This is a genomic window from Nocardioides sp. NPDC058538 (assembly GCF_042719275.1).
Classification (GTDB): domain Bacteria; phylum Actinomycetota; class Actinomycetes; order Propionibacteriales; family Nocardioidaceae; genus Nocardioides.
Genome location: NZ_JBHXNY010000008.1, coordinates 81564 through 93996, shown reverse-complemented (window position 1 = coordinate 93996; position 12433 = coordinate 81564). Strand labels below are relative to the sequence as shown.

Annotated in this window: 12 protein-coding genes and 1 tRNA gene; 11 read left to right on the top strand and 2 right to left on the bottom strand. The window is 67.5% G+C overall.

Features of this window, described 5'->3' with window-relative positions; genetic code table 11:
* Window positions 1–25 precede the first annotated feature (25 nt).
* Window positions 26–1345: a M20 family metallopeptidase gene (locus ACFWQC_RS09850; protein ID WP_378676499.1), complete on the top strand. Its 1320-nt coding sequence runs from the start codon at window positions 26–28 to the stop codon at window positions 1343–1345.
* A 140-nt stretch (window positions 1346–1485) separates the two neighbouring features.
* The gene (locus ACFWQC_RS09845) at window positions 1486–3300 is read left to right on the top strand and encodes a bifunctional metallophosphatase/5'-nucleotidase (protein ID WP_378676497.1); all 1815 of its coding nucleotides are present in this window, start codon (window positions 1486–1488) and stop codon (window positions 3298–3300) included.
* A gap of 58 nt (window positions 3301–3358) precedes the next feature.
* Here ACFWQC_RS09845 and ACFWQC_RS09840 read toward each other — a convergent pair whose 3' ends face one another.
* The gene (locus tag ACFWQC_RS09840; RefSeq protein ID WP_378676495.1) at window positions 3359–4057 is read right to left on the bottom strand and encodes a TetR/AcrR family transcriptional regulator; all 699 of its coding nucleotides are present in this window, start codon (window positions 4055–4057) and stop codon (window positions 3359–3361) included.
* Window positions 4058–4214: 157 nt separating this feature from the next.
* Between ACFWQC_RS09840 and ACFWQC_RS09835 the strand changes: the two genes are divergently transcribed.
* From ACFWQC_RS09835 to ACFWQC_RS09820, 4 genes are all read left to right on the top strand, one after another.
* A complete protein-coding gene (locus ACFWQC_RS09835; protein WP_378676493.1) occupies window positions 4215–5090 on the top strand; it encodes a helix-turn-helix domain-containing protein in 876 nt (291 codons plus the stop codon).
* 31 nt (window positions 5091–5121) lie between these two features.
* Window positions 5122–5194, top strand: a tRNA-Lys gene (locus ACFWQC_RS09830).
* A 369-nt stretch (window positions 5195–5563) separates the two neighbouring features.
* Window positions 5564–5767, top strand: a complete 204-nt coding sequence (locus ACFWQC_RS09825; protein ID WP_045548871.1) for a cold-shock protein — start codon at window positions 5564–5566, stop codon at window positions 5765–5767.
* A 224-nt stretch (window positions 5768–5991) separates the two neighbouring features.
* Window positions 5992–6138, top strand: a complete 147-nt coding sequence (locus tag ACFWQC_RS09820) for a hypothetical protein (RefSeq protein ID WP_008360628.1) — start codon at window positions 5992–5994, stop codon at window positions 6136–6138.
* A 5-nt stretch (window positions 6139–6143) separates the two neighbouring features.
* On the opposite strand, the gene ACFWQC_RS09815 is transcribed toward ACFWQC_RS09820, so the two are convergent.
* Entirely contained in the window at window positions 6144–7277 is a 1134-nt protein-coding gene (locus tag ACFWQC_RS09815; RefSeq protein ID WP_378676491.1) for a hypothetical protein, read from the bottom strand.
* Between the two features lie 50 nt (window positions 7278–7327).
* Between ACFWQC_RS09815 and ACFWQC_RS09810 the strand changes: the two genes are divergently transcribed.
* The 5 genes from ACFWQC_RS09810 to pstB all read left to right on the top strand — a co-directional run bounded on the left by ACFWQC_RS09810 (window position 7328) and on the right by pstB (window position 12385).
* On the top strand, window positions 7328–8194 hold the full coding sequence (locus ACFWQC_RS09810; protein WP_378676489.1) for an NUDIX domain-containing protein: 867 nt from the start codon (window positions 7328–7330) through the stop codon (window positions 8192–8194).
* 177 nt (window positions 8195–8371) lie between these two features.
* Window positions 8372–9469 carry a phosphate ABC transporter substrate-binding protein PstS gene (gene pstS, locus ACFWQC_RS09805; RefSeq protein ID WP_378676487.1) on the top strand — a complete coding sequence of 366 codons (1098 nt, stop codon included), beginning with the start codon at window positions 8372–8374 and terminating at the stop codon, window positions 9467–9469.
* 100 nt (window positions 9470–9569) lie between these two features.
* Window positions 9570–10526: a phosphate ABC transporter permease subunit PstC gene (gene pstC / locus ACFWQC_RS09800; protein WP_378676484.1), complete on the top strand. Its 957-nt coding sequence runs from the start codon at window positions 9570–9572 to the stop codon at window positions 10524–10526.
* Window positions 10523–11602 (top strand): phosphate ABC transporter permease PstA, encoded by a 1080-nt coding sequence (gene pstA / locus ACFWQC_RS09795; protein ID WP_378676482.1) that lies wholly within the window; start codon window positions 10523–10525, stop codon window positions 11600–11602. The genes pstC and pstA overlap by 4 nt, the downstream gene beginning before the upstream one ends.
* A gap of 9 nt (window positions 11603–11611) precedes the next feature.
* Window positions 11612–12385 (top strand): phosphate ABC transporter ATP-binding protein PstB, encoded by a 774-nt coding sequence (gene pstB / locus ACFWQC_RS09790; RefSeq protein ID WP_378676479.1) that lies wholly within the window; start codon window positions 11612–11614, stop codon window positions 12383–12385.
* Window positions 12386–12433: the final 48 nt, after the last annotated feature.

Below are 12433 nucleotides of genomic sequence, written 5' to 3'. Positions count from 1 at the left end.
CACATCACCGATAGCCTCTGGGGACATGAGCCAGCCGCAGCAGCCGAACCCGTTCCTGGTCAACCAGCTCCGCGACGAGACAGACGCCAAGGCGCTCATCACGAAGGCCGCCGAGTCGACCTCGGCGGGTGCGCCGAGAGGGATTCTGGACGCGATCCGCGACAAGCTCGTGGACCTCGGTCCCGAGCTGATAGCGGTCTCCCACGACCTCGCCGAGCACCCGGAGACGGGCTTCGAGGAGCACCGCAGCTCGGCCGGGCTGGCCGAGTTCGTCGAGGCTCACGGCATCGAGGTGGCCCGTGGCGCCTACGGCCTCCCGACCGCCCTCTACGCCTCGGCGGGCGGCACCAAGGACGGCCCGACGATCGCCGTGCTCTCCGAGTACGACGCGCTTCCCGGCATCGGCCACGGATGCGGCCACAACCTGATCGCCACGGTCGGCGTGGGCGCGTTCCTGGCCATCGCGAGCGTGATCGACCGCCTCGGCGGCCGCGTGATCTGGCTCGGTACCCCGGCCGAGGAGGGCGGTGGCGGCAAGGAGCTGATGGCGCAGAAGGGCGCCTTCGACGGCGTCGACGCCGCGATCATGGTCCACCCGTTCACCTACGACAGCTCCGAGCCGGTCTTCCTGGGGCGCAGGCAGCTGAAGGTGACGTACGTCGGGGTGCCGGCGCACGCCTCGATCCAGCCGTTCATGGGGCGCAACGCCTTGGACGCGGCCAACCTGCTCTACACCGGCGTCGCGCTCAACCGGCAGCAGATGCCGCCGACCGACCGGGTGCACGCGATCATCACCGACGGCGGCCTGCGCCCCAACGTGATCCCGGAGCACGCCTCGATCGAGTTCTACGTACGCTCCGCCTACCCCGAGACGCTCAAGATCCTCTCCCAGCGACTGGAGGAGATGGCGATGGGCGCGGCGCTGATGACTGGCTGCGGTGTCGAGTTCAGCTGGGACACGTCGCCGGTCTACCTGCCGATCCGCAACAACAGCGGGCTGGCCCAGGCGTGGAACCGCCGCTACCAGGAGCGCAACCACACCGTCCTCGCGCCAGGCGTCGTCCCGGACCTGCTCGCCGGGTCCACCGACTTCGGCAACGTCTCCTTCCGCGTCCCCGGCCTGCACGCGATGGTCAAGATCGCCGAGCCCGACGTGTCTCTGCACAGCCGCGAGTTCGCCGCTGCCGCGGTCACGCCGTACGCCGACGAGGTGCTCGTCGATGCCGCCTACGGTCTCGCCGGGGTGGCTGCCGACTATCTCTCCGACGCGAAGCTGCGGGAGACGGTCCGCGAGGAGTTCGAGGAGGCTGGTGGAACGGTCAGCGTTACCGAATTTTTCGGGTGATTAACGGTTGATGACGATTCGGCAGCGGTAACCCGATTACCTCTTCCCAAGAAGAACCCGAAGGGGCATCGTTCCCTTCGTCGATCACTGAGATGGGGAGCCCCGCAATGTCTCGTAACATCCGAAGAATTCGCCCCGCTGTGGCCGTTGCCGCGGTCGCCCTCGCGGCCGCCGCGGTCGCCACCCCGTTGGCGACCTCTGCCTCGGCCAAGCCGGGGCCCGGTCACGGGAAGCATCTGGTCGACGTCCAGCTGCTCTCGTTCAACGACTTCCACGGCAATCTCGAGGCGCCGTCGGGTTCGAGCGGGCGCCTCGTCACCGGCCACCACATCGACCCGGCCACCGGTGCGCCGGTCGACGAGACCGTGAACGTGGGCGGCGTGGAATACCTCGCCTCCCACCTGGCCGAGGCCCGCAAGGGTCACAAGCGTTCGCTGACCGTCGCCGCGGGCGACCTGATCGGCGCCTCGCCGCTGCTCTCGGCCGCCTTCCACGACGAGCCATCCATCGAGGCGCTCAACAAGCTCGGCCTGGACGTGACCTCGGTCGGCAACCACGAGTTCGACGAGGGCTACAAGGAGCTGCAGCGCATCGCCGACGGCGGCTGCATCGACGACGGCGACGGCGAGGACAACCAGAACTCCTGCGCCGCCCACGAGTACGCGGGCGCCGACTTCGACATCCTCGCCTCCAACGTGATCGAGGACGCGAGCGGCAAGACGATCCTGCCGTCCTACGCGATCAAGCAGATCGACGGCGTCAAGATCGGCTTCATCGGCATGACCCTGGAGGGCACTCCCGACATCGTCACCGCCGAGGGGGTCAAGGGCCTCACCTTCAAGGACGAGGTCGAGACCGCCAACGCGCTCGTGCCCAAGCTGAAGAAGAAGGGCGTCAAGGCGATCGTTACCCTGATCCACGAGGGCGCCAACCTGCCGAGGGAGAAGTGGACCGATCCCGCCACCGGCACGGTCTACGACGTCAACGCCAGGTACGACTACACCTGCGAGGGCGGCGGCGAGCTGGTCGCCGGCTCGCCCATCGTGCCGATCGCCCAGGACCTCGACCCCGAGATCGACATGGTGGTCACCGGCCACACCCACAACCCTTACGTCTGCGACGTACCGGACCCCAAGGGGAAGTCCCGCCTGGTCACCTCGGCCTCGTCCTTCGGCCGGCTCTACACCGAGACCAACCTGAAGTACGACCTCAAGAAGCGCGACATCGTCCGCTCTTCGGTCAAGGGCTCGAACCTGCTGGTCACCCGCGACGTGGCCAAGGCCCCCGAGCAGACCACGCTGATCAACACCTACAAGGAGCTGGTCACCCCGATCGCCTCCCGCGTGCTCGGTTCGCTCTCCGGTGACGTCACCCGCACCACCAACGCCTCCGGCGAGAGCGCCCTCGGTGACCTGATCGCCGATGCCCAGCTCGCAGATCAGTCGACGGTCGTCAACGGGCAGGCGCCGGTGATCGCGTTCATGAACCCGGGCGGCATCCGCGCCGACCTGACCGCGACCAACTCGCCCTACGGCGAGGCGGTCGGTGAAGTGACCTACGACGAGGCGTTCACGGTCCAGCCGTTCAACAACTACATGGTCTCGCTGACCATGACGGGCCAGGACATCTACGACCTGCTCACCCAGCAGGTCACCGGCGCCAACGCCGCAACCCACAAGATCCTGCAGGTATCGGAGGGCTTCTCCTACCAGATCAGCCCCTCGGGTCCCGTCGACGGTTCGGTCACGCTCAACGGCCAGCCGATCGACAAGGCCGCGTCCTACCGGGTCGTGACCAACAACTTCCTGCAGGGCGGCGGCGACGCTTTCGCGGCCTTCACCAAGGGCACCGACCCCTACTACGGCGGCCTCGACATCGATGCCTTCTCCGCCTACCTGGAGGCCAACTCGCCTTACACCCCGGGCCCGCTCGACCGCATCACCGGGACCCGCTGAACGACGATTCGTTCGTACGCAGCGGGCCCGACCAGCTCTGAGCTGGTCGGGCCCGCTGTCATGTCGGCTCGCCCATCGACAGCTCCTCGACGAGGGTTGCCGCGGAGGAGGCTGCCGAGGCGATGCGACTGTCGGGGATCCCGCAGGCGCGCAGGCAGGTCGAGGCGATGACAGCGGCGGTCGCGTCGTCGATCGGCGCACCGCTGCTGCGGAGGGTGGTGGTGACCTCGACCAGATGCATGAGCATCTCGCCGAGGTGGCCCGGATCGGCCGCTGTTGCGACCCCGCGCGCCGCGGCCCGGGTGGCGATCCGCCCGTAGGCGTCGGCGAGCTCGGCGCGAATGCTGCGAAAAGCATCGAACGCCTCGCTGCTGGTCACATCGGGATGAGTGGCCAGCATGCCGATGTTGTCCGGTGCCTCGGCGAGCGTGCGGATGTCGACGAGGGCCAGCAGGTAGAGCGCGGCCTCGGGGCTCGCGGACGCGGTCAGCTGCCTGATCTGGTCGACCCGATCGACGGTCGGTCGGACGGACCGCTCCAAGAGCTCGGCGAGGATCTCGTCCTTGCCGGTGAAGTGGTAGTAGAGCGACGCCTGTCTGATCCCGACCTTGTCGGCGATCTCCCGTGTCGAGGTGGCCGCGAAGCCCCTTGTCACGAACAGCTGCGCCGCGGCATGAAGCACCTGCTCGCGCGGTGGAGCTGCTGTGCTCGAGGGGACGAGGCGTGGTCGTCCCGGGTGGGTTCGTCGGATGCTCATCGAGGCCCTGCCTTCCTGTCGACGTCGACCCCGGGAATCAGTAGAGCATAATATTTTGACCTTGCCAATCATGATGTGCATCTGGACGTGCAGTATGCCCATCGGGCACGATGGTGGTTCGCCGAACCTGTCGAAGCCGTCGAAGGAGGCTGTCGCCGTGCCCCGCCCCAACCGTCGAGCCCGTGAAGCGCTGACCGAGGCGCTCCGGGATGCCCGTCGCGCCGCCGGCCTGACCGGAGCCGGCCTGGCGGATGCCCTGGGCTCGGGCTGGTCCCAGCCCAAGGTCTCGAAGATCGAGTCCGGTCGTCAGTCGGTCTCCGAGGCCGAGGTCCGTGCCTGGGCGGCCGCGGTGGGGGCCGACCGGGAGATGCTGCTCGCGCTGCGCGCCCGCGCCGACCAGGAGCACGCCGCGTTCCGCGACGCTCATCCGACCGGCGGCGGTGCGGAGCAGCACCAGGACGCGTACGCAGCGACCGAGGTGGCCACGAAGGTCCTGACCAGCTACCAGCCGCACAGTGTCCCCGAGCTGCTGCAGACCCCCGACTACGCCCGTGCCCTGCTGGCCCTGGCGGGTGGTTCGCGCGACCGGGGCGCCGCTGCCGGGGAGGTCTCCCACGTGATCGCGGCCAGGCTCCGTCGCTCGGCGATCCTCTACGAGCCCGGCCGGACGATCACCATCCTGGTCGGCGAGGCCGCCCTCCATCACCTGGTGGGCTCGCCCGGCATCATGCGTGCCCAGATCGAGCACATCGCCAACCTTGCGACCACCACCCAGGCGACCATCGGCATCGTCGGTTTCGAGAGATTCCCCGTTCTGGTCCAGCACGGCTGGGACCAGCGCGACCGGATCGTCACCCTCGAGACCAGTGCCGGCGACCTCGAGATCGCCGATCCGGTCGAGGTCGCCCGCTACGAGCACTGGACGCAGCTCCTGCTCGAGCATGCGCTGACGGGCGAGGCCGCGGCCGAGCGCTGCGCCCGGATCATCAGCGAGCGCGGAAGGTCGTCGACGCGGCCGGGTGACCTCGAATAGGACACGGCTGCTGCTCCGGTAGACTCCCGGCGGGCCGTTAGCTCAGTTGGTAGAGCAGTGGACTTTTAATCCATGGGTCGTCGGTTCGAGACCGACACGGCCTACCGACGAAGACCCCCGCCCGGCCTCGGGTGGGGGTCTTCTGCTCTCCGGAAGCGCTCCGAAACCCGGGGGCGTACGTCCCGCTGGGCGGTCGTTTCGCGGCTCTGTTGGGCAACCTTCACCGCTTCGCGCGTAAAACGATCGGTCAAGGGGGGTTCGCACAGGCGCGTGAGTTGCTAGTGTCACTCCCGCAACAGGTGCAAGTTCCAGAAGGTCTGACGCCTGCGGAGTTTGTGATCCAACGGCGTTTCTGCTCTGTGCCCGCTCGGACCTCGGTCCGGGAACACAGGTCGGAGCGACGTGTCACCCGCCCCTGATGCGGGGCTACCGAACCTGGTGGCCTCTCGCCCCGACTAAGGAGTAACGAGCAGATGGCTCAGGGCACCGTTAAGTGGTTCAACGCCGAGAAGGGCTTCGGCTTCATTGCGCAGGAGGACGGCGGCGACGACGTCTTCGTTCACTACTCTGCGATTCAGACCAACGGCTACAAGTCGCTGGACGAGAACCAGAAGGTCGAGTTCGACGTCACCCAGGGCCCGAAGGGCCCGCAGGCGGAGAACGTTCGCCCTCTCTGAACAAGTAAGACGATCTCGGGTTCGGCATCTGCCGACACTGATCATCTGCAACGAGGCCCCAGCCGTTCGGCTGGGGCCTCGTGGTCTGATTGGGGCCCTCTCAGGCGTCTGTGTCACGCTTGATGTGACAACTTTTGATGGTTCTTGGTGGATCAGCGCGCAGATCCACCGAGACTGGGCGATGATGTGAAGACGAGCTTTTTGAGCGAGGTGAGGAGGCGGGCGTGGCTGATCAGTTCGATGTGACGCTGGAAGATCCCGAGCTGCTCCTCGAGGTCGAGCTCACCACCAATCTCATCGTCGCCGCCAGCGAGTCCGAGGATCACCTCTCCCAGGACGAGATCGACCGCATCCTCGGGATCATCCCCTAAAGACGTCAGCAGGTCGCGAAGAGCAGCGGCCCGTTCGCCAGGTCGGAGAGCACGGCCGTGCCGTCCTTCGGCCGCAGCTGCATGGTGACGACCTCGTCCTCGGCCGCGACCTTCCCGAGCTCGAACCGCTCGTCGAACGTGCCGCCCTGGCCGGGCGCCGGGCCGACGGCGAGCTTGGCCCGGGTGTCGGCGTTCGTACGCGCCTGGTCGTCGTTCTCGAACGACATCGCGACACGTACGTCGCCGTTCGGCTCGGCTGCCATGGCGAAGCCCCCGACCGGGTTGATGTCGCCCGCGGCGTCGACGAGGCCGTCGGCCTGGTCCTGGTCCGCGGCTGAGGCACCGCCCAGCCCGATCTCGGTGCAGGTGAAGTCACCGTCGTAGACGAACGCAGAGAGAGGGTCGTCGAGCCGGTCGGCGGCATCCGTCATCGGCTCGTGCAGGTCACCGTCGCCGAGGCTCTCGACCTGGTCGCTCAGATAGCGCCGGCCGTCCGAGGCGAGGATGAGGTCATCCTCGGGCAGGAAGGCGATGTAGGTGAGCTGCGGGCTGATCGTCGAGTCGATCCCGGAGTCGGTGAAGTTGGAGAACGGGACCAGGGTGCCGTCCCAGACGCCGCCGTCCGCAGGGTCGTCCTCGGGAGCGGTGAACCCCATCGAGGTGAGCTGCTCGACGAGGTGGTCGGCGTCCATGTCCTCGAGGTGCCCGACCATGAGCGCTCCCTCGGTCGACTGGGTGTAGAGCTCCCAGTCGAGGGTCGCGGGCGACCAGCCGAAGTGCTGTTGCAGCAGACCGGAGGCATCGGGGAGCACCGAGGTCGAGGTGAGGTCCTTCGTATAGGCCTCGTCGATCATCTCGTGGACCTCCTCCGGTGTGGAGTCGGCATCGAGGTCGGCACCGACTCTCTCGCGGATTCCCGTCCAGTCGGTGAAGGAGACCCGGGTCGCCTCGGCGGGGGCCAGCCGCAGCGCCTCGTCGAGGTCGCCTCCGCGGGTCGCCCATGCGCGGGCGAGGAAGATGACCAGCGCAACGACGACGACGCCCACCGCGATGGTCAACAAGGGGTGGGCGCGTACGACTCGGGATGATCGGCCTGCCCACGTCCTGGGGCGGCTGAGAAGCTGGGGGGTGCGGAGCATTGCGAGGAACCTTAGACGAATCAGCCGCCTTCTCGACATACCCTGTGCGCATGCCCGAGATCCCGGCCGCCGGCGTAGTGGTTTTTCGCGAGCGCGACGACCTGCGCGAGGTGGCGCTGGTCCACAGACCCAAGTACGACGACTGGTCCTTTCCCAAGGGAAAGGTCGACCCCGGCGAGACGGTGCCGGTGGCCGCGATCCGGGAGGTGCGTGAGGAGACCGGCCTGCGGGTCGCGCTCGGTCGCCCGCTCCAGCAGCAGCGCTATCCCGTCGAGGCGGGACAGAAGGTGGTCCACTACTGGGTCGGCCGCACCGCTGCCGGCGCCGACGACGATGTCGAGGGCTACCTGATCAACGACGAGATCGACGACGTCGAGTGGCTGCCGGTGGACGAGGCGCGCCAGCGGCTCACGTACCCGCACGATCGGGCGACGCTGCAGCAGGCCGAGGACGTACGCGACCCCACCACGCCCCTCGTGGTCCTCCGTCACGCCTCGTCCGTTGCCCGTTCGGCCTGGTCCGGTACGGACCAGGAGCGGCCGCTCGACGACACCGGACGGTCCCAGGCGGTCACTCTGGCCGGCCTGCTGTTGGCCTACGACATCCGCCGGGTGATCACCTCGCCGAGCGTCCGCTGCGCCCAGTCCGTCGCGCCGTACGCCGGGCTCGCCGGTATCGCGTCCGAGCAGATGAGACTGCTGAGCGAGGAGGGCGCAGAGGAAGGTAGCGTGTCCGCCCTGGCTGCCGACACCCTGCGTGACCTGGCCGTTCCGACGGTGATCTGCACGCACCGACCGGTGCTGCCGTGGGTCTTCGAGGGGCTGGGGATGCGTGACCCGAAGCTGGCGAAGGGCGAGCTGATGGTGCTGCACGTGCGCGCCGGTGAAGTGCGTGCTGTTGAGGCATTTCAGGTCTAGCAGAGGCTTGAGGCCTGCCTGTTCATCTCCTGTGCCCGGAACTGACACTGATTTGCCACCGACTTTGAATTCCTCGTTCAGCCTGCGTTCACCTTCACCGAGTTTCCCGTCCACCTCGGCTCCTTACGGTCATCGCGACAACTCCGAATCGACTGCATCATCAATCAGGAGACTTGCGTGAACACCACCTCGCTGCGCCGGGCACTCGTCCCGGGCATCACTGCTGCGACCCTTGCCCTTGCGATCAGCGCCTGCGGCGCCGCCAACGAGCAGAACAGCGGTAGCGACGGGGAAGGCACCCTCTCGGGCACCATCAAGGGTGGCGGAGCCTCCTCACAGGAGAAGGGCCAGGCGGCATGGGTCGCCGGCATCCAGGACGCGAACCCCGACCTCAGTGTCGTCTACGAGCCCGTGGGCTCCGGCTCGGGTCGTGAGGGCTTCATCACCGGCGGCTACCTCTTCGCCGGCACCGACTCCGCTCTCAACGACGACGAGGGCGAGCTGACCAAGGCCAAGGAGCAGTGCGGCGCGGACCCGATCCAGGTCCCGGGCTACGTCTCGCCGATCGCCGTCACCTTCAATGTCGAGGGCGTCGACGAGCTCAGCCTCGACCCCAAGACGATCGCCGACATCTTCGCGGGCAAGATCACCAAGTGGAACGACCCGGCGATCGCCGCGACCAACCCGGACGCCAAGCTTCCGGACACCGCGATCACCCCGGTCCACCGCTCCGACGACTCCGGCACCCAGGAGAACTTCACCGAGTACCTCTCGGCCGCCGGTGGCTGGGCCGAGGAGCCCTCCGGTGAGTGGCCCGCCTCCATCAAGGGCGGCGAGGGCGGCGACGGCACCTCCGGTGTCGTGACCGCGATGCAGGGCGCCGGCTACATCGGCTTCATGGACGAGTCGGCGGCGCGCGAGAACGACCTCGCCACCGTCAAGGTCAAGGTCGGCGAGGACTTCGTCGAGCCGACCGCCGAGGCCGCCGCGAAGATCCTGGCCGCCTCGAAGCCGGTCGGCACCAGCGACAACGACATGGCCGTCGAGGTCGCCCGGACCACCACGGAGGCCGGTGTCTACCCGGTCGTGCTGGTCTCCTACCTGCTGGCCTGCCCGACCTACGAGAACGCCGAGGACGCCGCCAACGTGAAGGGCTTCCTGGAGTACATCCTCTCCGAGGAGGGCCAGGAGGTCGCCTCCGAGGAGGCCGGCTCCGCACCGCTCGACCGTGAGACCGCCGACAAGGCTCTCGACCTGGTCGGCGGCATCAAGTAAGTGCCGGCACGTCTGATCTGATCGCCGTTCGGGCGGTGGCTGCGGCCGCCGCCCGTACGGCTGTCTTGAGAACCGAAACAAGAAAGTCGAGGAATGCCTTGTGACTGTCGCCGCTGACCCCGGCGCCGACCCTGGCGTTGACACGAAGTCGGAGCTGTCCGGCCGTGGCTCGATGGGGGATGTCGTCTTCCGGGGCCTCGCCGTCATCGCCGCCACTCTCATCATGGTGGCGCTGGCAGCCGTCTTCATCTTCCTGGGCATCGAGGGCATCCCGGGCTTCAACGTGGACGAGCAGCACTACGCCGGCCAGGGCTCGTTCCTGGGCCTGGTCGTGCCGCTGCTGTACGCCACCATGTACGCCGCCGTACTGGCACTGATCGTCGCGGTCCCCTTCAGCGTGGCGATCGCGCTCTTCATCAGCCACTACGCCCCGCGCCGGATCGCCACCCCTGTGGCGTACGTCATCGACCTGCTCGCCGCGGTCCCGTCGGTCGTCTTCGGCCTGTGGGGTGCGGTGGTGCTCGGCCCCTACCTGGTGCCGGCCCACGCCTGGCTCTCCGAGAACATGGCCTGGCTGCCGTTCTTCGACGGCCAGCCCTCCGGCAACGGCCGTACGCTGTTCACCGCATCGATCGTGCTGGCCGTGATGATCCTGCCGATCATCACCTCGATCTGCCGCGAGGTCTTCGCGCAGACGCCGCGACTGCACGAGGAGGCCGCGCTGGCGCTCGGCGCGACGCGCTGGGAGATGGTCCGTTACGCGGTCTTCCCCTACGCCCGCTCCGGCATGGTCTCCGCGGTCATGCTCGGCCTCGGCCGGGCCCTCGGCGAGACCATGGCGATCGCGATGATCGTCTCGCCGAAGGTCCTCATCTCGCTGTTCATCATCGGCACCAACAACCCGCAGACCATCGCGGCGCACATCGCCCAGGGCTACAAGGAGAGCACGCCCGACCGGCTCTCCGTGCTGATCGCGACCGGCCTCGTGCTGTTCGCCTTCACCTTCCTGGTCAACGCACTCGCCCGCTGGATCGTCGCCCGAGGGAGCGCCAAGTGAGCAATACCGACCCTTCGACAAGCTCAGGACACCGCCTCTCCAACGAGCAGACGAAGCTCTCCCACGCCACGCTCCCGCGAGGCGCCCAGTGGCTGGTCGGCGTCGCAGCCGTCGCTCTCGGCGGCCTGGCGCTCGTCCTCGGCGTGAGCATCGTCGGGGCAGCGGTCATCGGCGTGCTCGGCTTCCTGATCGGCTACCCGCTGTGGGCGCTGCTGGTGGAGAACCGGCGCTCGGCCACCGACAAGCTCGTCACCGGGCTGGTGTGGACGGCGTTCGCCGTCGCGGTCATCCCGTTGATCTGGCTGGTCTACACGGTGGTCTCCAAGGGCGCCGCGACCCTCAGCCCGGAGTTCCTCACGTACTCGATGCGTTCGGTCACCGGCGACGAGCAGGGCGGTCTCTACCACGCACTGATGGGCACCCTGATCGTCACCGGCATCGCCGCGGTGATCTCGATCCCGATCGGCATCATGACCGCGATCTACCTGATCGAGTACGGCAAGGGCAACCGCCTCGCCAAGACGATCACCTTCCTGGTCGACGTCATGACCGGCATCCCGTCCATCGTCGCGGGCCTGTTCGCGTTCGCGTTCTTCACCCTGCTCATGGGGCCGGGCACACGCTTCGGCTTCGGCGGCGGTGTCGCGCTCTCGCTGCTGATGATCCCGACCGTCGTCCGATCGACCGAGGAGATGCTCAAGCTGGTCCCCGACGACCTGCGCGAGGCTGCGTACGCCCTCGGGGTGCCGAAGTGGCGCACCATCACCAAGATGGTGCTCCCGACCGCGATCGGCGGCATCGTCACCGGTGTCGTGCTCTCGATCTCGCGCGTGATCGGTGAGACCGCGCCGCTGCTGGTCGCCTCGGGCTTCAACCCGAACCTGAACACCAACGCCTTCGAAGACAGCCCGATGATGACCGTGCCGGTCTTCATCTACACCCAGCTGTCCGAGGCCACGGCGAAGGGCGTCGAGTACGCCTGGGGTGGAGCACTGGTGCTCTTCATCCTCGTCATGGTCCTCAACCTCATCGCCCGTATCGTCGGCACGATCTTCGCCCCCAAGACCGGGCGCTAGGAGAAACACATGTCCATCCAAGTCAAGGACGCCAGCATCTTCTACGGCGACTTCAAGGCCGTCGAGGACGTCTCCATGTCCATCAAGCCGAAGTCGGTGACCGCCTTCATCGGGCCCTCCGGCTGCGGCAAGTCGACCTTCCTGCGCACCCTCAACCGGATGCACGAGGTCATCCCCGGCGCGTACGTCGAGGGGAAGATCCAGATCGGCGGCCAGGACATCTACGCGCCGAACGTGGACCCGGTGGCCGTACGCCGCAAGGTCGGCATGGTCTTCCAGCGGCCCAACCCGTTCCCGACGATGTCGATCTACGACAACGTGCTCGCCGGCAACAAGCTCAACTCCAAGCGGATCAAGAAGTCCGAGGCGGACTCGATCGTGGAGGGCGCGCTGCGGGGCGCCAACCTGTGGAACGAGGTCAAGGACCGTCTCGGCAAGCCCGGCATGGGCCTGTCCGGTGGTCAGCAGCAGCGGCTCTGCATCGCCCGTGCGATCGCGGTCCAGCCGGAGGTGCTGCTCATGGACGAGCCGTGCTCGGCTCTCGACCCGATCTCGACCGCCGCGATCGAGGACCTCATCCACGAGCTGAAGTCCGACTACACGATCGTGATCGTCACCCACAACATGCAGCAGGCCGCCCGTGTCTCCGACGACACCGGCTTCTTCAACCTGAAGGCCGCCGGCCAGCCGGGCCACCTGGTGGAGTTCAACCCCACCAAGCAGATGTTCACCAAGCCGGACAACCCGGACACGGAGGCGTACATCTCCGGTCGGTTCGGGTAGATCTGGTGAAGCCGAGTCGGCGCATCTGACCCCGTGTCTCGCGAAGCG